General features: G+C 66.9%; 15 protein-coding genes. 9 read left to right on the top strand and 6 right to left on the bottom strand.

What is annotated here, in order from left to right; all coding sequences use genetic code 11:
• Positions 1–252: 252 nt before the first annotated feature.
• Positions 253–1,296: an oxidoreductase gene (locus AC5P9N_RS16660; protein WP_099484078.1), complete on the bottom strand. Its 1,044-nt coding sequence runs from the start codon at positions 1,294–1,296 to the stop codon at positions 253–255.
• Between the two features lie 170 nt (positions 1,297–1,466).
• On the opposite strand from AC5P9N_RS16660, the gene AC5P9N_RS16655 reads away from it, so the two are divergent.
• The 4 genes from AC5P9N_RS16655 to AC5P9N_RS16640 all read left to right on the top strand — a co-directional run bounded on the left by AC5P9N_RS16655 (position 1,467) and on the right by AC5P9N_RS16640 (position 5,855).
• The gene (locus AC5P9N_RS16655) at positions 1,467–1,850 is read left to right on the top strand and encodes a BON domain-containing protein (protein ID WP_005411059.1); all 384 of its coding nucleotides are present in this window, start codon (positions 1,467–1,469) and stop codon (positions 1,848–1,850) included.
• 234 nt (positions 1,851–2,084) lie between these two features.
• Complete coding sequence (locus AC5P9N_RS16650; protein WP_164212727.1) at positions 2,085–3,902, top strand: sensor histidine kinase; 1,818 nt, start codon at positions 2,085–2,087, stop codon at positions 3,900–3,902.
• A complete protein-coding gene (locus tag AC5P9N_RS16645) occupies positions 3,899–4,339 on the top strand; it encodes a response regulator (protein WP_005411057.1) in 441 nt (146 codons plus the stop codon). Before AC5P9N_RS16650 ends, AC5P9N_RS16645 begins: the two co-directional genes overlap by 4 nt.
• Positions 4,340–4,343: 4 nt before the next feature.
• Complete coding sequence (locus AC5P9N_RS16640) at positions 4,344–5,855, top strand: ATP-binding protein (protein WP_005411056.1); 1,512 nt, start codon at positions 4,344–4,346, stop codon at positions 5,853–5,855.
• A 441-nt stretch (positions 5,856–6,296) separates the two neighbouring features.
• Here the strand turns inward: AC5P9N_RS16640 and AC5P9N_RS16635 are convergent, their stop codons facing one another.
• Entirely contained in the window at positions 6,297–7,040 is a 744-nt protein-coding gene (locus AC5P9N_RS16635) for a proteasome-type protease (protein WP_099484079.1), read from the bottom strand.
• Between the two features lie 92 nt (positions 7,041–7,132).
• Here AC5P9N_RS16635 and folK point away from each other — a divergent pair, with 92 nt between their 5' ends.
• Positions 7,133–7,618: a 2-amino-4-hydroxy-6-hydroxymethyldihydropteridine diphosphokinase gene (gene folK / locus AC5P9N_RS16630; protein WP_012481279.1), complete on the top strand. Its 486-nt coding sequence runs from the start codon at positions 7,133–7,135 to the stop codon at positions 7,616–7,618.
• A 31-nt stretch (positions 7,619–7,649) separates the two neighbouring features.
• Here folK and AC5P9N_RS16625 read toward each other — a convergent pair whose 3' ends face one another.
• Positions 7,650–8,387, bottom strand: a complete 738-nt coding sequence (locus tag AC5P9N_RS16625; RefSeq protein WP_099484080.1) for a pteridine reductase — start codon at positions 8,385–8,387, stop codon at positions 7,650–7,652.
• A gap of 59 nt (positions 8,388–8,446) precedes the next feature.
• Between AC5P9N_RS16625 and AC5P9N_RS16620 the strand changes: the two genes are divergently transcribed.
• Both AC5P9N_RS16620 and AC5P9N_RS16615 read left to right on the top strand, forming a co-directional pair.
• Complete coding sequence (locus AC5P9N_RS16620) at positions 8,447–9,631, top strand: class I SAM-dependent methyltransferase (RefSeq protein WP_062605625.1); 1,185 nt, start codon at positions 8,447–8,449, stop codon at positions 9,629–9,631.
• A complete protein-coding gene (locus tag AC5P9N_RS16615) occupies positions 9,628–10,020 on the top strand; it encodes a VanZ family protein (RefSeq protein ID WP_049402429.1) in 393 nt (130 codons plus the stop codon). Before AC5P9N_RS16620 ends, AC5P9N_RS16615 begins: the two co-directional genes overlap by 4 nt.
• Positions 10,021–10,125: 105 nt before the next feature.
• Here the strand turns inward: AC5P9N_RS16615 and AC5P9N_RS16610 are convergent, their stop codons facing one another.
• From AC5P9N_RS16610 to AC5P9N_RS16600, 3 genes are all read right to left on the bottom strand, one after another.
• Positions 10,126–12,483 (bottom strand): beta-N-acetylhexosaminidase, encoded by a 2,358-nt coding sequence (locus AC5P9N_RS16610; protein WP_099484081.1) that lies wholly within the window; start codon positions 12,481–12,483, stop codon positions 10,126–10,128.
• A gap of 111 nt (positions 12,484–12,594) precedes the next feature.
• On the bottom strand, positions 12,595–15,303 hold the full coding sequence (locus AC5P9N_RS16605; RefSeq protein WP_099484082.1) for a TonB-dependent receptor: 2,709 nt from the start codon (positions 15,301–15,303) through the stop codon (positions 12,595–12,597).
• Between the two features lie 143 nt (positions 15,304–15,446).
• Positions 15,447–16,466 (bottom strand): glucokinase family protein, encoded by a 1,020-nt coding sequence (locus tag AC5P9N_RS16600; RefSeq protein WP_099484083.1) that lies wholly within the window; start codon positions 16,464–16,466, stop codon positions 15,447–15,449.
• Positions 16,467–16,844: 378 nt separating this feature from the next.
• Between AC5P9N_RS16600 and AC5P9N_RS16595 the strand changes: the two genes are divergently transcribed.
• Positions 16,845–18,134 (top strand): sugar MFS transporter, encoded by a 1,290-nt coding sequence (locus AC5P9N_RS16595; protein ID WP_012481273.1) that lies wholly within the window; start codon positions 16,845–16,847, stop codon positions 18,132–18,134.
• A 39-nt stretch (positions 18,135–18,173) separates the two neighbouring features.
• Positions 18,174–19,241, top strand: coding sequence for a LacI family DNA-binding transcriptional regulator (locus AC5P9N_RS16590; RefSeq protein WP_005411045.1), 1,068 nt, complete (start codon positions 18,174–18,176; stop codon positions 19,239–19,241).
• The last annotated feature ends 3 nt before the right edge of the window (positions 19,242–19,244 follow it).

The raw sequence follows: 19,244 nt of genomic DNA, 5'->3' as shown, positions 1-19,244 counted from the left end.
CGTGGATCTACTGTGCCGACCAACGGTCGGCACCCACCAACAGCCGCGGGAAACTGTCGAAGGCGGGGTGGGTCCGGTTGCGGGGGTGTCCGCGGCATGGATGCCGCGGCCAAGCCCCCAGGGAAGGGTTTACGGCGTCCCCCGCAACCGGACCCACCCCGCCATCCCACGGATAGCCGGCTTTTGCTGTTGCTGTTGAGGTTGCCGGCCAGCGGCCGGCACTACCACGGGTGCAGGGCGCAGCCCTGCCGATCACCCCAACGCGATCCGCCGCCCTTCGCGCGCACTGTCCATGCCTGCCTGCAGCAGCCGCATCAGCTGCAGCGCCTGCACCGGATCGACCGTGGCTTCGCAGTCGCCATGCATGGCCGCGGCGAACTGCGCATACAACCGACGGTAGTCACCGGGCAGATTGTCGACGGTGCCGCGCTGCACGTTGTCCTCGGCATCACAGCGCACCAGCTCGCCATGCCGCGGGTCGATGCCCCAGCCGGGCGCACCGGGCGCCACACCGCGGCGCAGCTGCGCTTCCTGTACATCCAGGCCGTGCTTGGTCCAACTGGCCTTGCTGCCATGCACGCTGAAATGCGGCGTGGGAGCTGCCACCAGGGAGCCGGAATGCACGATCGCGCGATGCCGCGGGTAGTGCAGCACGGCGTGGAAGTAATCGATGGCGCTGCCGCCATCGCGCTGCACGGCCAGATCAGCATCGATCGCTTCGGGCCAGCCGAACAGCACCAGCATCTGGTCCAGCAGGTGCGGGCCCAGGTCGTACCACAGGCCACTGCCGGGACCGTCCTGCTCGCGCCAGCGGTCACGCACCTGCGGGCGATAGCGATCGAAATGCACATGGCACTCGGCGATGTCGCCCAGTGTCCCGTCCGCAAGCAGCGCCTGCAGCGTGAGGAAGTCGGCATCGAAGCGCCGGTTCTGGAAGACGGTGGCGATGCGTCCGGCATCGCGTGCCGCAGCCAGAACGGCTTCGGCTTCAGCGGCATCCAGCGCGAACGGCTTGTCGACCAGCACGTGCTTGCCGGCGGCCAGCGCTGCGATCGCCAGCGGCGCGTGCTGTTCATTGGGCGTGGCGATCACTACGGCATCCACCGCCGGGTCGTCGAACACCTCCTGCGGCGTGGCACGCACGTGCACGTCGCTGAACGCGCGCAGCAACGTGTCTCGCTGCGAACTGACGATGCTGTGCAGCACCAGGCCGGGTGTGTGCTGGATCAGCGGTGCGTGGAAGACACGGCCGGCGAGGCCGTAGCCGATCAGGGCCAGTTGCAGGTCGGGGCGCATGACAGAGCTCCGGCAGTGGGAAGGGCAGGGTAAACGACGCGGGCTCACGGGCCAAAGCTGAACGGTTGTCGTTGCAGGTAGCCCGATTCACAGCGGCATGACCGCAACGCCACGCCTGCTCTACGCCGGTTTGTCCAGACTGGCAGCACATTCCGAAGGAGTACGACACGATGAGCAATACGACCCGCACGCTGATTGCCTCCGCCCTGACGCTGGGCCTGGCGCTGTCCTCCTCGGCCGCATTCGCCAAGGATCCGGCCGCGAAGAGCCCGCCGACCAGCGCGCACCCGGCGACCCATGCTGATCGCCACGATTCCAACGAGCCGGTGACCGATACCTGGATCACCACCAAGGTGAAGGCCGACCTGCTCGCCAGCAGCAACGTTCCGGGTACCGAAATCAAGGTGGAAACCGTGAACGGCGTGGTCAGCCTGAGCGGTGCCGTAGCGAGCCAGGCCGAGAAGGACAAGGCCGTCACCACCGCCAAGGGCATCAAGGGCGTGACCCGCGTTGATGCAGCTGCATTGAAGGTCAGCGCTGCCGCCAAGCGCTGAACCCGTTGGGCGCCCCCTCGCGGGGCGCCCGTTGAGCTGTAGGGTCGCGGCCATGTTCGGCTGGAACTCCAAGGCAGCCGAGCATGGCCCGCCTCTACAGGTCTGAGGACTGCGAACCTGTTCAGCCAACCAGAGGGGAAACCCCTGCGTTGTGACCGCCTGCGCTATATTGCCGGTTCCGCCGCAGCCGGACAGGGTCCGGCCGACGCCCTGCGGCCGTGCTGAAGAGGAACTATGGCGCTGGTTTTCAGTGACGACATCTGGGACCGCTGGCGGCTGCCGGCCCTGGCGCTGGCGGCCGCAGCGATCATCGTGGTGCCGTGGTTGACCCTGCGCAAACTGCAGCAGGACAACGAGCAGGCAATGGCCTGGGTCAACCATACCCAGGCGGTGGGCGTGGCCCTGCAGCAGCTGCAGGCTGATGTGCGCGACGTCGAATCGGCCGCATTGACGCTGTCCAAGGGCGTGGACGCACCCGGGCTGCGCGAGCGCATGGCCGCAGCCAACGACATTCCCGGTCGCTTGGCCGAACTGGGGCGGATGACCCGCGACAACCCTGACCAGCTGATCCGCATCGGCCGTATCGAATCGATGCTGGAAGGGCGGATGGCGCTTGCCCGCGAGCTGGCCAGATCTGAACCCAACAGCGATCAACGCGAGCTGGTGAAGGACCTGAGCACGCGCTATCCGATCCGTGGCCTGGCGGAAGAACTCCAGGCCAGCGAACAGCAACTGTTGACACTGCGGGCCGAGCAGGCGGCGCGCCAGCGCAAGCAGACCGAGCTGGTGTCTTGGAGTTCGCTGGTGATCCAGCTGGGACTGCTCGGCCTGGTGCTTTGGCTCCTGCAGCGGCAGATCGGGCGGCGCCTGCACGCCGAACGCCAATCGCTGCGCTCGGCGGCACGCGCGGCATCGGTGTTGCAGACCGTGCGCGAACCCATCGTGCTGCTCGACCGCGACCTGCGCGTGCAGTTGCATAACCCCGCCTTCGCCGAGCTGTACGGGCTGCAGGACGAACGCGCCGATGGCCTGCTGCTGGAAAACGTCGGCGACGGTGCCTGGAAGGACGCTGTCGTGCGCCAACGCCTGTCCGACGTGCTGCTGCGCGGCCGCGAGCTGTGGGATTTCGAGCACGAACAGCGCACCGCCGACGGCATGGCGCGCTACATGCTGCTGAACGCACGGCGCATGCCGCTGCCCGATACCGATGATGAAGTGGTGCTGCTGACGGTCAGCGATGTCACCATGCAACGCGCAGTCCAGCTGCGCGTTGAAGAGCTCAACCGCCAGCTGGAAGGCAAGGTCGCGCAGGTGTCCGAGGTCAACCGCGAGCTGGAGGCCTTCAGCTACTCGGTCTCGCATGACCTGCGCGCACCGCTGCGCCACGTCGCCGGATTCTCCGACAAGCTGTCGCGCCACCTCGGCGACGCCGCCGATGACAAGAGCCGTCATTACCTGGACGTGATCTCCAGTTCGGCCCGGCGCATGGCGGCGCTGATCGATGACCTGCTGGTCTACTCGCGCCTGGGCCGCGCGGCGATGCGCCAGCAGGCGGTGGACATGCAGTCGCTGGTGGCCGATACCCGTGCCATGCTCGATTCCAACCTGCAGGCCGAGGCGGAGAACAGTGGCCATGTGCACCAGGTGGAGTGGAGCATCGCGCCGCTGCCGATCGTGGTCGGCGATGAGAACATGATCCGCCAGGTCTGGCTGAACCTGCTCGGCAACGCGGTGAAGTACTCGGGCAACCGCGAACCGGCGAAGATCCGCGTGGACTACCAGCCGCAGCCTGACGGCGGTCATCAGTTCACGGTCAGCGACAATGGTGCAGGCTTTGACATGGCTTATGCCGGCAAACTGTTCGGCGTGTTCCAGCGCCTGCACAAGGCCAGCGACTACCCGGGTACCGGCATCGGCCTGGCCAGCGTGCGCCGCGTGCTCACCCGTCATGGCGGCCGTATCTGGGCCGAGGCTGAACCGGACGTCGGCGCCACCTTCCACTTCTACCTGCCTCCCGCGATCGATGCGGACAAACAAGGGCCTTCTGCATGACCACTTTGCGCACCATTCTTCTCGCCGAAGACAGCCCGGCCGATGCCGAAATGGCGATCGACGCCCTGGAAGAGGCGCGTCTGGCCAACCCCATCGTGCACGTCGAGGATGGCGTGGAAGTGATGGACTACCTGTTGCGCCGTGGTGCCTTCGCCAACCGCGAGGAAGGCCTGCCGGCGGTGCTGCTGCTGGATATCAAGATGCCGCGCATGGATGGCCTGGAAGTGCTGCGGCAGATCCGCGAACACGAAGAGCTCAAGCGCCTGCCGGTGGTGATCCTGTCGTCCTCGCGCGAGGAAAGCGATCTGGCCCGGAGCTGGGACATGGGCGTGAATGCTTATGTGGTCAAGCCAGTGGACGTGGACCAGTTCTTCGGCGCCGTACAGACGCTGGGCAAGTTCTGGGCGTTGATCAACCAGGCACCGGAACTCGAGTGAGCCCATGCCCTTGACCGGTCCCGCCCTGGGGGCGCTGCGCATCCTGCTGGTGGAGGACTCACCGGAAGATGCCGAGCTGATGTCCGAACAGATGCTCGAAGCGGGCCTGGAGGCCCGCTTCGAGCGTGTCGAGAGCGAGGCCGAACTGCGCCAGGCACTGGCCGCGTTCCAGCCGGACATCGTGCTGTCCGACCTGAGCATGCCGGGGTTTTCCGGTGATGATGCGCTGCGCATCGTGCGCGAGACCTCGCCGGAAGTACCCTTCATCTTCGTCTCCGGCACCATGGGTGAGGAGAATGCGGTGGCGGCGCTGCAGAAGGGCGCCAATGACTACATCATCAAGCACCAGCCGGCGCGCCTGCCGTCGGCGGTGGCACGTGCGATCCGCGATGCACGCAGCGCGATCGAGCGCGCACGGGTGGAAACCGAGCTGATGCGCGCACAGCGCCTGGAAAGCCTGTCGCTGCTCGCAGCCGGGCTCAGCCACGACCTGCGCAACATCCTGCAGCCGTTGCTGATCATGCCGGACCTGCTGAAGGCGCGTACCGACGATCCGCAGCTGCACCACCTGGCCGATGTCATCGCCGAGTGCGGCCGCCGTGGCCATGAGATGGCCGAATCGATGCTGTCGTTCGTGCGCGGTTCGCGCAAACCGAGCGAGCGCATCGAGATCGATGGCCTGTTCGATGCGGTGGCACTGCTGTTGCGCAGCAACGTGCCTGATGCGGTGCGCCTGGAATTGCAGGTGCAGGACGAAGGCCTGGTGGTCGACGCCAACTACACCGAACTGCAGCAGGTGATGCTGAACCTGGCGCTCAACGCGATACAGGCGATGCCCAACGGTGGCCGCCTGAGCCTGACTGCCAGCCATGCCGGCCATCGCGATGGCGTGGACTGGATGCACATACGGGTCGCCGACGAAGGCATCGGCATGGATGCGGACACGCTGTCGCACCTGTTCAATCCGTTCTTCACCACCAAGGCCGACGGCACTGGCCTGGGGCTGATTTCCTGCAAGCGCATCGTTGAAGGTGCCGGCGGCAGCATTCACGTCAGCAGCCAGCCGGGGCAGGGCACCTGCTTCGAACTGCGCCTGCCGATGCACGACGCCATCGATGGCAGCGAGCCGATCGAACAGCTGGTGGCCTTGGGCAGCGGCCAATCGATCCTGGTGGTCGATGGCGAAGCCACGCGTCTATCGCTGCTGGGCAATGCGCTGTCCAGCCAGGGCTACCAGCTGCAGTTGGCTTCCGATGGCCCGGCAGCGCTGCGCTGGATGCAGCAGGAGGCGATGCCCGCGCTGGTGATTGCCGATGCCGGCTCCAAGCTGCTGCCGGCCAGCCAGCTGCTGGGCGAGATGGCGACGTTGGGCTATCGCGGCCCGGCACTGGTACTGGAAGACCCGGCAGTGCCGGTCGCGGCCGATGCCTTCCCGGACGGCGTGGAGGTGCATGTGCTGCACAAGCCGCTGCAGATGCAGCAGGTCTTCCGCGCCGTGGCCGAAGCGCTGGGCTGATGCCCCGGTAGTGCCGGCCTCTGGCCGGCATCCCTGTGTGGCGGGATCAACGCGGTTGCCGGCCAGCGGCCGGCACTACCGTTCGGCAGTTTCCCAGGGGAAGCGTGGCAGGGCGTCCACCGCCTGTTCCAGCCGCAGCAGATGCAGCAGGTCTTCCGCGCCGTGGCCGAAGCGCTGGGCTGATGCCCCGGTAGTGCCGGCCGCTGGCCGGCATCCCTGTGTGGTGGGATCAACGCGGTTGCCGGCCAGCGGCCGGCACTACCGCTCGGCAGTTTCCCAGGGGAAGCGTGGCAGGGCGTCCATCGCCTGTTCCAGCCGCAGCAGATGCAGCTGGTCTTCCGCGCAGCGGCCGAAGCGCTGGGCTGATGCCCCGGTAGTGCCGGCCGCTGGCCGGCATCCCTGTGGGGCGGGATCAATGCGGTTGCCGGCCAGCGGCCGGCACTACCGTTCGGTAGTTTCCCAGGGAAACCGCGGCAGGGCGTCCACCGCCTGTTCCAGCCGCCGTGACCAGTTCTGGTGGATGTCCGCATACAACGTTGAATCCGCGCCGAGCCGCAGCTGCTGCCCGATGCGCAGGTCACCATCACGCAGCAGCGTCAGGTCGATCGGCAGGCCTACCGACAGATTGGAGCGAATGGTCGAATCCAGCGACACGATTGCCGTGCGCGCCGCGTCCTCCAGGCGTGTGGCCGGGCTGAGGATGCGGTCCAGGATGGGCTTGCCGTACTTGGACTCACCGATCTGAAGATAGGGCGTCTCCGGCGAAGCGGCGATGGCGTTGCCGAGCGGATAGATCATGTACAGCCCGGGCCGCTCGCCAGCGATCTGGCCACCGAAAATCAGCGTCGCCTGGGTGTTGACCCCGTCATGGCCGTGCTCGCTCTGGCTGCTGTGCACCTGGCTGTCCACCAGCAGCTGGCCGACGTACTCGGCAGCTTCGAACAGATGGGTCATGTCGCGCAGGTTGGGCGTGCGCCGTTCACTGGCGTCGCGCCCCAGGCGTGACACCAGCAGCTGGGTGGTGGCCAGGTTGCCAGCCGCCATCAGCACGTAGGCTGCCTGGCCGGGGTACTCGAACACGTGCAGCTTGCGGTGCACGCGCACATCGTCCAGCGAGGCATTGGTCCGGGTGTCGGCAGCGAAGACCAGGCCTTCGTCCACCTCGATTCCAACGCAATAGGTCATGTCGGTGCCCTATCATGTGCGTCCCGGATTGTAGGCAGGCCGCCGTGACGACGGCATGTCCACGCCCCCCCAAGTGCCGTCACCTGAACCGCATGACCACCGTGCTCCTGAGCCTGGGCAGCAACGTCCAGCCCCGCCGCTACCTCCACGCCGCGGTGACGGCCCTGCGCGAGCGCTTTGGCGCACTGCAGGTGTCACCCGCCTACCGTACTGCCGCGGTCGGCTTCGATGGCCCGGCCTTCCTCAACAATGCGGTGGCGATCGAGACCGATCTGCCGCTGCAGGAACTGGACGACTGGCTGCATGCGCTGGAAGACGCGCACGGCCGCGATCGCAGCGGGCCGCGCTTCTCCGACCGGACCCTGGACATCGACGTGGTGTTCTACGGCGACCTGGTGGTGGAAGGCCCCGGCCACCTGCGCATTCCGCGCCCGGAACTTAAGCATGCGTTCGTGCTGAAGCCGCTGGCGGACATCGCGCCGGGCTTCATCGACCCGGTCAGCGGGCAGGACCTGGCCACACTGTGGCGGGCGCACGCGCAGTTTGGCGAAGCGTTCGAGGTGGTGGACCTGGAATGACGGCGGTTGCCGGCCAGCGGCCGGCACTACCTCAACTGACCGTGCGCCCACCATCCACGCGCAGGGTGTGGCCGGTGACGAAGCTGGCTTCGGCCACCAGCCAGTAGACCGCTTCGGCGATCTCCTCGACCGTGCCGATCCGTGCCAGCGGCGTGCGCGCCAGCAACGCCTCGCGGGCGAAATCGTCCTTGCCCTGTTCCGGCCACAGGATCGCCCCCGGCGCGACCGCATTGACCCGCACCTTCGGTGCCAGCTCCAGCGCCAGCGCGCGGGTGGCCATCTCCAGCGCGGCCTTGGCCATGGTGTAGGCGATGTGGTCGCGCATCGGGTCGGTGCCGTGCAGGTCGGTCAAATTGACGATGCAGCCCTGCTGGCGGCGCAGGTAGGGCGCCGCCGCCTGTGACAGCAGCAGTGGCGCGCGCGCGTTGACCGCGTACAGCTCGTCCATTGCCTCGGCAGTGACCTGGCCGAGCGGGGTGGGGAAGAAGTTGGAGGCGTTGTTGACCAGCGCGTCCAGTCGGCCGAAGTGGGTGACCGCCTGTTCCACCAGGTCGGCCAGGGCGTCGGCGTCACGCAGGTCGGCCTGCAGGGCCAGCACGCTGCCCGGGCGCACGTTGTCGAAATCGAACGCGGCCTGCTGCAGCTCGGCGCTGGAGGCATTGGCGTGCAGCACCACCGACCAGCCACAGGCGTGGAACTGGCGGGCGATGGCCGCACCGATCCGGCGCGCGCTGCCGGTGATCAGGACCACGGGGTGGGTATCGCTCATCGAGGGTCCTCCAAGGCTCGGCTATCCTGTGCACCATTGTCACCGCATTCGAAGACGCCATGCAGCCCACCTTTCCCCTGCCCGAAGCCGATGCCCTGGCCCATAGCGACCAGCTGGCGGCCGCCCTGCGCGCCGAGATCCTTGCCCAGGGCGGGGCGATGCCGTTCTCGCGCTTCATGGAGCTCTGCCTGTATGCCCCCGGCTGGGGCTATTACAGCGCCGGCGCCAGCAAGTTCGGTGGCAGTGGCGACTTCACCACCGCGCCCGAGCTCGGCAGCCTGTTCGCCGGCAGCGTGGCCAATGCGCTGGCGCCGGTATTTGCACAGCTGGGTGCGCAGGCGCGGATGCTGGAACTGGGCGGCGGTACCGGCGCCTTTGCCGAGGCGGTGCTGCTGCGCCTGGCCGAGCTGGATGCGCTGCCGTCGCGCTACGCCATCCTGGAACCCAGTGCCGACCTGCGCGAGCGCCAGCAGCAGCGCCTGCAGCAGAACCTGCCGGCCGAGCTGGCCGCGCGCGTGGACTGGGTCGACCGCCCGTTCGAGGAGGACTGGGAAGGGGTGGTGTTCGCCAACGAGGTGATCGACGCGCTGCCGACCCCGCGCTTCCTGATCCGGGATGGCGAGGTCTACGAGGAAACCGTCGAGCTGGACGCCGAGGGCAACTTCATCCGTGGCGCGCAGCCGGCCGACATCCTGCTCAACGGTGCGGTGCGCCATATCGAGCGCTACCTGGAAAAGCCTTTCGCCGAAGGCTACCGTTCTGAAGTGCTGCCGCAGCTGCCGTACTGGCTGCAGGCGGTGGCCGGTGGCATGCAGCGTGGTGCGATGCTGTTCGTCGACTACGGCTACAGCCGCGGCGAGTTCTACCAGCACGACCGCGACGATGGCACCGTGCGTGCGTTCTACCGCCACCACGTGCACAACGACGTGCACCGCTGGCCGGGGTTGCAGGACATCACCGCGTCGGTGGATTTCACCGCGATGGCCGAGGCCGGCATGCACGGCGGATTCGAGCTGGCCGGCTACTGCAGCCAGGCCAGCTTCCTGCTCGGCAACGGCCTGGACCAGGTGCTGCTGCTGGCCGAGGAACGCACCGATGAGGTCGGCCGCATCCAGCTGCGCGACCAGGTGAAGAAGCTGACCCTGCCGACCGAGATGGGCGAGCGCTTCCAGGCCATCGGCCTGCAGCGTGGCGTCGACTTCGAACCGGCCTTCGAGCTGGGTGACCTGAGCTGGCGCCTGTGAGCGAGGTGTTGCCGGCGATCAAGCCGCTGCGGCGGCCGCGGTTGTGGGCCGGGCTGTGGGCGGCGGCAGTACTGCTGGTGATCGTGGTCTGCCTGATTCCACCGCCGCCGATTCCGTTGCCGGAAAACAGCGACAAGGGCGAGCACTTCCTCGCCTACTTCATCCTGGCCGGCAGCGCGGTGCAGCTGTTCCGTCGGGGCCGCCCGCTGCTGTGGGTGGGCGTGGGCCTGGTGTTGATGGGCATCGGCATCGAATTTGCCCAGGGTGCGCTGACCAGCAACCGCATGGCCGACCCGATGGATGCCATCGCCAACACGGTCGGTGTGCTCGCCGGCATGGCCACCGCACTGACCCCGCTGCGCGACCTGCTGCTGCGCTGGCGCGGGTAAAGGCGTGCCAACCCAGGTTGGCACCTACCCGTAGATCCACGCCATGCGTGGATGCTCTTCCCGAGGTGCCGACCAAGGCCGGCACCCACCTGGACAGGCCTGCCGTCATTTCCCCAGGGTCACCTCATCCAGCACCCACATCGCCGGGCGCGTGTCGCCGGTGAAGTTGATGCACAGGTCACCGCTGCCCTGCGTCCCCTTCGGCAGCGCCGCACGCAGGGTCACGAAGCCATCGGCATCCGGCTTGGCCGGCAACGGCACTTCCGCCAGCACCTTGCCGCTGCAGTCGCCACGACGCACGAGCATCTCACCGTGTGGCCGCTTGGCCTTCTCGAAGCGACGCTTGGGTTCATCGTGGGCAAGCTGGAAGTAGTACGGAATACGCCCCGCGCGGACCTCCAGGCTGCCGATGCCGTCCAGCTGCGCCTGCGGCCAGCGCCAGCACGGCTGGAAGATGTCCACGTTGAACACCGCGCGGTTGCCTTCGCGTGGGCCATCGTCTTCCAGGCGCAGCACCAGGCCCTTCTTGCCCACGCAGCTGAGCAGCTCATCGCTGCGGCGGCTGAGCAGCGACTGTGCGGTGAAGGTGGCAATGGTCGGTTTCGCCGCCAGCATCTGGCCCTGGTAGAACGCGGCGGCCTGCACGGTGGTCGGCAGCGTCGCGGTCAGCGGCTGCTGGTACAACGGCGATTGCGCGGTCACCGGCTGGCCATCGGTGCTGTAGCGCACTTCATAGCCCAGCGGGTTGGCCAGCGACACCGTCACCGTGTTGGCCGCGCGATTGTCGGTGTAGTCCACGCCCACTTCGAACGGGGTCTGCGCATAGGCCAGGCCCCAGGCACGGTAGCGCTGCAGCTGGGACGGCAGGCGCGCGAGGAAATCGCGGAAATCGCGATGTTCCGGCGTGCTCCAGCCGGTCTCGGCCACGGCGGCCAGGCGTGGGAACAGGTTGTGCTGCAGGCGTGCGTAGCTGCGCGTGTGCTCGGTGAACATGTTGGCCTGCAGGCCGAGGATGTGCCCGCGCTTGTCAGCGGCCAGCTCGGCCGGCACCGGCTCGAAGTTGTACAGCTTGCCGAGGTTGACCTGGGTCGGGCGGCCGGGCGGTTCGTTCGGCGAGGCCGTCTGCAGGTAATCCAGATAGAGGTAGCCGACCGGCGACATGATCACGTCATGGCCGGCGCTGGCCGCAGCCAGGCCGCCTTCGGTGCCCTGCCAGGACATCACCGTGGCCTGCGGCGGCAGCCCGCCTTCGAGGATCTCATCCCAGCCGATCAGGCGCCGGTCGTGCTCCTCCAGGAAGGTCTCCAGGCGCTTGATGATGTGGCTCTGCATGGCCATTTCATCCTTGATGCCCAGCGCACGCATGCGCTGCTGCACCTGCTTCGACGCTTCCCACTGGTCCTTCACTGCTTCGTCGCCACCGACGTGCACGTACTTGGCCGGGAACAGGTCGATCACTTCTTCCAGCACGTTCTCGAGGAAGGTGACGGTGCTGTCTTCAGTGTTGAACAGGTTGGGGAACACGCCCCATTCACTGATCGGTTTCAACGGCGTATCGATGGTGCCCAGCTCCGGATACGCAGCAATCGCGGCAGTCGCGTGGCCCGGCACATCGATTTCCGGAATCACTTGGATATGCAGCTTCGCGGCATAGGCAATCACTTCGCGGATCTGGTCCTGCGTGTAGAAGCCGCAATACGGATGCTCCTTGCCAGTGACCGGATCGATGCCACCGTCGCCGGCCGGCAGGCGGCAGCTGCCTACGTCGGTCAGCTTCGGGTAGCGCTTGATCTCCATGCGCCAGCCCTGGTCGTCGGTGAGGTGCCAGTGGAAGGTGTTGAGCTTGTGCGCGGCCATCGCATCGAGCACGCGCTTGATCTCGTCCAGGCTCTGGAAGTGACGTGCGGAATCGAGCATGAAACCGCGCCAGCTGAAGCGCGGCGCGTCCTGGATCTGCACCGCCGGCAGCACGCCATTGCTGCCGCCGGTGGCGAGCTGGGCGAGGGTGGTCGCGCCGTAGAACAGGCCGGTTTCGTTGCCGGCCTGGATCAGCACGCCCTGCGCGGTGCTCTCCAGCGTGTAGCTTTCGCCGCTGTCGCGGAAGGTGGGCACGATCTGGAAGCGGATGCTGCCCGACGTGCCTGCCGCCTTGCCGCTGGCTCGTGCAAGGCGCGGACCACCGCTGCGGGCCAGCAGATCGGCGAACTGGCTGGCGACGCGCTGCGCGGCTTCGCCTTCGGCCTGCAGCACGGTGTCGGCGCGGACGGTGATGCCGCTGCCCTGGCCGCGCTGCACGGTGGCCGGGGCAGGAATCAGCATCAGGCTGCCGGCGCGCAGCAGGGGGCCGGGTGCTTCAGGGGCGGGTGTGGGGTCGGCGGCAAGTGCCGGCAGTGCCGGCAACAGGGCGAGCAGGCTGCCCAGCAGCACTGCGCTGCGCATCCGGGCGCGGGAAGGCTTGACCATCGGTACGACTCCTTGGAACGGTGCGATGAACGCTATACATGAAAAACGCCGGGCCCGGAATGACCCAGGCCCGGCGTGCGTGCACGACTCGGCGATGTTGCCGCCGCTGGATCAGTACTTGAAGCGGAAGTTGAGGTAGTACTGGCGACCGTTGCTGTAGAACGAGGTCGGGATGGCCGCGGTCTGGTAGTACTTGTAGGTCGGGTTGTTGAGGTTGAGCGCATCGAAGCTGATGCTCAGCCAGTCGGTGGCCTTGTAGCTCAGCGACGCCGACAGGGTGCCGAAGTCATCCTGGTAGTACGGGTTGGCGCCGGACAGGCCGATCAGGAACGACGAACGGCGGGTGTAGCTGACGCGTGCACCGAAGGTATCGTTCTCGAAGTATGCACCGACGTTGTAGGTGTTCTTCGAAGTACCCAGCAGGTTGTCGCTGCCATCGGCCCAGGTGTGGTCGGTGCTGCCATCGGCGTAGGTGTAGTTGGCATTGACACCGAAGTACTCGCCGATCGGCTGCTCATAGGCCACTTCGATACCGCGCACCTTGCCGTCGGCATTGCGCGGGCGGGAGATGTTGTATTCCTCGAGACGGTTGGTCAGCTCGCTGAACAGCATTTCCTTCTCGGTGCTGAAGGCGACGTAGTCCTTCAGGCGCATCGAGTAGGCACCGATCGACAACATGCCGCGCGGCATGAAGTACCACTCCAGGTTGGCGTCGAAGTTGGTCGACACCACCGGCTTCAACTTCGGATTGCCGCCACCGCCGGTCCGGTTCAGGTCCGAACCGTAGGACGAGGCACCCAGTGCCGAGAAGTCCGGCAGGGTCTGGGTCTGCGAGGCGGCCACGCGCAGCACCAGGTCGTCACGCAGGTCGTACTTGAAGTTGGCGCTCGGCAGCACACGGTTGTGCTTGTTCTCGAAAGCTTCGCGGGTCCACGCGCCGAACAGGCTGCTCACGTCCGGCACGGTCGAGCCGGTGGCGGCGGCGTAGGTATCGATATCCTGCTTGATGTTGACGTAGCGCAGGCCGACGTTGCCGCTCCAGCGGTCGCCGCTGAAGTTGCCCTGTACGTAGGCAGCGAAGTTCTTCTCGGACACCGTCCACTCGGCGCCGTAGTTGTGGCGGCCGGTCGGGCCGTCATTGCCGGACAGCCAGGTGGAGTTGTTGGTCACTGCTTCCTTCAGTGCGCCCGGGGTGAAGTACCACAGGTCACGCGGGAAGCTGCCACCGATGCCGTTGGCGAAGCCACCGGGGAAGTTGGCGGTGGCGCCATTCTTCAGCGCATTCCAGATCGCGCCCGGGGTTGCGCCTTCCGGCGACTTGGCCTCGCGCTTGTGGTCGCCGAAGCGGGCGCCGAAATCAATCGAGTTCAGTACGCCAGCGTCGGCGAAGTACTGGTTGAAATCGAGCGTGGCCCACTTTTCCTTGTCGATCGCGGTGACCTGCTGGTTGCCCCAGGTGCCGAAGTCGGTCACGCCGCTCGGGCCGATGTTGCCCCCGACGTTCCAGTCGATCGGCGAGCCGTTGCCGTGGGTTGCCCAGGTGGCGCCGCCACCACGGGCCAGGTTGACTTCGGCGATGTACTGGCGCGGCGTTTCGCCGGTGCCCTTGGTGCTGCCAGCCTGGAATTTCATGCCCAGGTTGTCGCTGATCTGCCAGTCGGCATCGAAGGTGATGTAGTTGGTCTTGGCCTTCGACTCGCGGTAGATCATGTCGTACACCGCGTAGTCGCGGTCGGCCTGGCCGGCGAAGGTGGCGTTGGACAGTACGCCATCCTTGATGACGTAACCCGGATTCGGGGCCTGGCCCGGAATCAGGATCTTGTTGCCATTGGCATCTTCAACGGTGCGGTCGTTGAGGATGCGGCCACCCCACAGCATGAAGTTGCGGTTGTAGTTGTTCGCCTTCAGTTCCGAGCTGAAGCCTTCCAGGCCCAGGGTCAGGTTGTCCATCGGCTTGAACTGCAGCGACACCAGGCCGCCCTTGCGCTCGCGGGTCTGTTCGAACAGGGTCGAGCCAAGCAGGCCCGGCGCGTATACGCCGGCCAGGTCCGGGTTGGACTTGGCCACGGTGCCATTCGGATCGATCTGAAAGAAACCGCCCGGGATTTCCTGCGCTTCGCGGCGCAGCTCGCGCTTCTGGCTGAAGGCCTGCACCATCACGCCGAAGTTGCCTTCGTCGTTCTTGTAGTTGAACAGTGCCGACAGCTGCGGGTCGTTGGACTTGGCCTGGTCCGAACGCACCATGCCGATGGAGCCTTCCGCAGTGAGCTGCTTGGAGAATTCCAGCGGCTTGCGGGTGAGGATGTTGACGGTACCGGTGGTGCCGCCGTCCTGCAGCTTGGCCTGCGAGGACTTGTTCACTTCCACCGAGCGCACCAGTTCCGACGGCAGCAACGAGTAGCTCACGCTGCGGCCGACGTTGTTGCCCTGGCTGAGCACGAACCAGTCGGCGGTGCCGACGGTGTGGCCGTTGATCAGGGTCTGGGTCAGGCTCGGGCTGGTACCACGCAGGCTGACGCGGTCGGCTTCGTCGAAGCCGCCTTCGTCGGCGCTGGACGAGCTGATGTTCACGCCCGGCAGGCGCTGCAGGGTGTCGGCGACGTTGTGCGCGGGCAGCTTGCCCACGTCTTCGGCGGTGACCACTTCCACGCGCGCATTGGCTTCGCGCTTGGTGTCCAGCGATTTTTCCATCGACCCACGGATGCCGGTGACCTGCACGGTATCCAGGTCGGTGGCGGTCTGGCCGGCCTGCTGCGCATGTGCACTGAAGGCGATGCAGCTGACGATGGCGGCCGAAAGCAGGGTCTTGCGGGTGTTCATGATGTCTCTCCTCATCACTCGATTGGATGCCGGCGGCGGTGTTCGATTACGGTTGCGATGACATGCGCGGGGCGGCGGCGAAGTCCCGTGCGTTGGCGTGCCACGTACTGCGTGCTGCGATTGCGTTGAAGCCTGTTGCGGTGTCAGGCGGCCGACTGCTGCTGCAGGTACCAGCTGGCAGCGCCGACCACGCCCAGCTGGCCGTGCTCGACGACCTTCACCGGGATGCGTGCCAGCGCTTCGCCCATCGGCCCCTTCTGCAGGTAGCGTTCGACGAAGGTGCTGGCGTGCAGGTATTCGCGGATCTGCGGCAGGATGCCGCCGGCCAGGTAGACGCCACCATGGGCGCCGTAGAACAGCGCCATGTCGCCGATGGTGCTGCCGAGCAGGCCGCAGAACACATCCAGCGCCTGGCGCGCATGTGCATCGCTGTCGGCCATGGCCGCAGCGGTGACCGCGTCGGGGCTGGCCAGGGTCGGCGCCTGGCCCTGCAGCGCGCATACCGCGCGGTACAGGTTCATCAGGCCCGGGCCGGAGATCGCGTGTTCGATCGACACGTGCGCGCGGTCGCGCTGCATGTGGCGGACGATGGCCATTTCCAGTTCGGTGCTGGCGGCCAGGGTCGGTTGGCCGGCTTCGGTCGGGAGCACCACCGGGCCGTGCGCGGTGGGGATCCACAGCGCGGCGCCGAGGCCGGTACCGGGGCCGACCACCAGGGTCGGGCCGCGGGCGGCGGTTTCCGGTCCGCACAGGTGCAGCACGCCACTGGCGTCAACCTGCGCGGCGGCATAGGCCACGGCTTCGAAGTCGTTGACGATGTAGACCCGCTGCAGGCCGACGTCGGCTTCCACCTGGCGCGCCGACAGCGGCCACGGCAGGTTGGCGGTGATCACCGTGCCGTCCTCGCGGGCGTAGCCGGCACTGGCGACCACGCAGTGCGTGGGCCGCGGGCCTTCGCCGAGGAAGTCGGACAGGATCGCGCTGAGGCCTGCATGGTCGGCGTTGCGGTACTTGCGGTACTCCAGCACCTGCACCGGATGGGCGGCATCACCGCTGGCCTGGACCCGGGCCACGCGCACATGGGTGCCACCGACGTCGGCGGCCAGGAACGAGGGCGCGATTCGGGACAGGACATGGGCCGGGGCGGGGTGGCTGGCGGTCACGCGGGCTCCTGCTGCAGGTGGGGCCGTCCCCAAGGTTCGAGGGCGGCGATTGGGGCGGAGTCTGTAACCGCGCTGACAACGATGTCAACGAGTTCGTGACACTTTCGTTGCTGCGTCGCAACGAATGCGGCGTGCAGTAAACGTTTACATGGCGTGAGCATGGGTTTCACGCTGGAACCGTTGCTGCACGGGGCTCAAGGGCTGCGGCGCATTCAGCACGATCCGCTGCCATCGGGTTGCGCAGTGCAGCACGAGGTTCACGCGGCCTCGCGGGGAAGTTGACAAACCGCGGTTGTCCATCGAAAGAATGTGACAACGTTGTTCCCAGCCACTCTCCGACGCCGCGTTCTGCGGCCGTCGCCGCAGGAGCCCTTCCCGATGTCCGCCGTTTCCGCTGCAAGCGTGCGCCCGAACGTGGCCACCTCCATCGCCATCGTCGGCGTGCTGTTCTTCCTGATCGGCTTCTTCACCTGGCTCAACGGCCCGCTGATCACCTTCGTCAAGCTCGCCTTCGAACTCAGCGAGGTCGGCGCCTTCCTGGTGCTGATGGTGTTCTACCTGTCCTACTTCTTCCTGGCCCTGCCGTCATCGTGGATCCTGCGCCGCACCGGCATGAAGAAGGGCCTGAGCCTGAGCCTGCTGGTGATGGCCGGGGGCGCCGCGCTGTTCGGCGAATTCGCCACCCAGCGCTGGTACCCCGGCGCACTGGGCGGCCTGTTCGTGATCGGCAGCGGCCTGGCCCTGCTGCAGACGGCCATCAACCCGTACATCTCCATCCTTGGGCCGATCGAAACGGCGGCGCGGCGCATCGCGTTGATGGGCATCTGCAACAAGATCGCCGGCATGCTGGCGCCGGTGCTGATCGGCACCGTAGTGCTGCACGGCATCGGCGACCTGTCGGCCAGCGTGGCCGCGGCCGACGAAGCCACCAAGGCACAGCTGCTCAACGAATTCGCCGCCAAGATCCACGCGCCGTACCTGGCCATGGCCGGCCTGCTGGTGCTACTGGCGGTGGCCGTGCTGTTCTCGCCGCTGCCGGAAATCAAGTCGTCCGAAGCCAATGCCACGCCGGTTGCGGCCGGTGCCGCCGAGCGTCGCAGCATCTTCCAGTTCCCGCATCTGTGGCTGGGCGTGCTGTGCCTGTTCGTCTACGTGGGCGTGGAGGTGATGGCCGGTGATGCCATCGGTACCTACGGCCACGGTTTCGACCTGCCGCTGGACCAGACCAAGATGTTCACCTCGCTCACCCTGGGCGCGATGCTGGTCGGCTACGTGGTCGGCCTGCTGCTGATCCCCAAGGTTGTCTCGCAGTCGCGCTACCTGACCATTTCGGCGGTGCTGGGCGTGGTGTTCTGCCTTGGCGCCTGGGCCACCCACGGCTATGTGTCGGTAGCCTTCGTGGCCCTGCTGGGCTTTGCCAACGCCATGATGTGGCCGGCCATCTTCCCGCTGGCGATCCGTGGCCTGGGCCGCTTCACCGAAACCGGGTCGGCCCTGCTGGTGATGGGCATCGCCGGTGGCGCGATCATTCCGCAGCTGTTCGCCGTGCTCAAGCAGCACATCGACTTCCAGCTGGTGTTCGTTCTGCTGATGGTGCCGTGCTACCTGTACATCCTGTTCTATTCGGTGATCGGGCATCGCGCCGGCCTGCCGCAGGACAAGGCCTGATCGGCGATGATGGACGGCAGCCAACCCCAGGGAAAACCCATGCGCAGAGCGACCATCAAGGACGTTGCGGAGAAAGCCAAGGTCTCGCTGAAGACGGTCTCGCGCGTGATCAACAACGAGCCCTCGGTGATGCAGGCCACCCGCGCGCGGGTGCTGCGTGCCATCGCCGAGCTCGACTACGAACCCGATCCGTCCGCGCGCAACCTGCGCAGCGGCACCACCTTCGTGATCGGGCTGGTCTACGACAACCCGAACCCATACCACATCATCGGCGTGCAGAACGGCGTGCTCGCCGCCTGCCGCGAGACCGGGTTCGGGCTGCAGATCCATCCCTGCGATTCCAGCTCGCCGCTGCTGGCCGATGAACTGGCCGACTGGGTGCAGCGTTCGCGCCTGGCCGGGCTGGTGCTGACCGCACCGATGTCCGAGCGCCGCGACCTGATCCAGGCGCTGACCGCGCGCGGCATCAAGCTGGTGCGCATCATCGCCGCCACCGAAGACCCGGCCGATGGCGCATGTGTGTTCGTGGACGACCGCGAGGCCGCCTACGAGATCACCGAGCACCTGATCCAGCTGGGCCACCAGCGCATCGGCTTCCTCTGGGGCGGCAGCTCGCACCGCTCCTCTGGCGAACGCTATGCCGGTTACGAAGCCGCGCTGAAGGACTACGGCATGACCGTGGACAAGCATCTGGTGGTGCAGGGCGACTACACCTTCGACGATGGTTTCCGCGGCGCGCGCCGCCTGCTGGCGCTGCGCGAGCCGCCCACCGCCATCTTCGGTTCCAACGACGAAATCGCCGCCGGCGTACTGGCCGCCGCCAAGTCGGCCGGCATGAACGTGCCCTACGACCTGTCCATTGCCGGGTTCGAGGACAGCCCGTTCTCGCGCCAGTCGTGGCCGCCGCTGACCACCGCCAAGCAGGCCACCGAGGACATCGCCCGCCACGCCGCGCGCCTGCTGATCGCGCAACTGCGCAGCGATGCCTACGACGATGCGCCGGCGCCGCTGCACAACCAGGGTTTCGTGCCGCAGCTGGTGGTGCGTGGTTCGACCGCGCCGATGCGCCCCGCCGGCGCACGCCCCCTTCCTTCCGATCCTGCCTGAGCC

The organism is Stenotrophomonas sp. YJH_SMC_6 (genome assembly GCF_059371335.1).
The sequence above is the reverse complement of the archived record's forward strand: the minus strand, read 5'-3'. Positions and strand labels throughout refer to the sequence as shown.

Bases quoted from the DNA above. Each gene is read 5' to 3' on its own strand.
- AC5P9N_RS16660 (WP_099484078.1), bottom strand. From the start codon at position 1,296: ATGCGCCCCGACCTGCAACTGGCCCTGATCGGCTACGGCCTCGCCGGC.
- AC5P9N_RS16655 (WP_005411059.1), top strand. From the start codon at position 1,467: ATGAGCAATACGACCCGCACGCTGATTGCCTCCGCCCTGACGCTGGGC.
- AC5P9N_RS16650 (WP_164212727.1), top strand. From the start codon at position 2,085: ATGGCGCTGGTTTTCAGTGACGACATCTGGGACCGCTGGCGGCTGCCG.
- AC5P9N_RS16645 (WP_005411057.1), top strand. From the start codon at position 3,899: ATGACCACTTTGCGCACCATTCTTCTCGCCGAAGACAGCCCGGCCGAT.
- AC5P9N_RS16640 (WP_005411056.1), top strand. From the start codon at position 4,344: ATGCCCTTGACCGGTCCCGCCCTGGGGGCGCTGCGCATCCTGCTGGTG.
- AC5P9N_RS16635 (WP_099484079.1), bottom strand. From the start codon at position 7,040: ATGACCTATTGCGTTGGAATCGAGGTGGACGAAGGCCTGGTCTTCGCT.
- folK (WP_012481279.1), top strand. From the start codon at position 7,133: ATGACCACCGTGCTCCTGAGCCTGGGCAGCAACGTCCAGCCCCGCCGC.
- AC5P9N_RS16625 (WP_099484080.1), bottom strand. From the start codon at position 8,387: ATGAGCGATACCCACCCCGTGGTCCTGATCACCGGCAGCGCGCGCCGG.
- AC5P9N_RS16620 (WP_062605625.1), top strand. From the start codon at position 8,447: ATGCAGCCCACCTTTCCCCTGCCCGAAGCCGATGCCCTGGCCCATAGC.
- AC5P9N_RS16610 (WP_099484081.1), bottom strand. From the start codon at position 12,483: ATGGTCAAGCCTTCCCGCGCCCGGATGCGCAGCGCAGTGCTGCTGGGC.
- AC5P9N_RS16605 (WP_099484082.1), bottom strand. From the start codon at position 15,303: ATGAACACCCGCAAGACCCTGCTTTCGGCCGCCATCGTCAGCTGCATC.
- AC5P9N_RS16595 (WP_012481273.1), top strand. From the start codon at position 16,845: ATGTCCGCCGTTTCCGCTGCAAGCGTGCGCCCGAACGTGGCCACCTCC.
- AC5P9N_RS16590 (WP_005411045.1), top strand. From the start codon at position 18,174: ATGCGCAGAGCGACCATCAAGGACGTTGCGGAGAAAGCCAAGGTCTCG.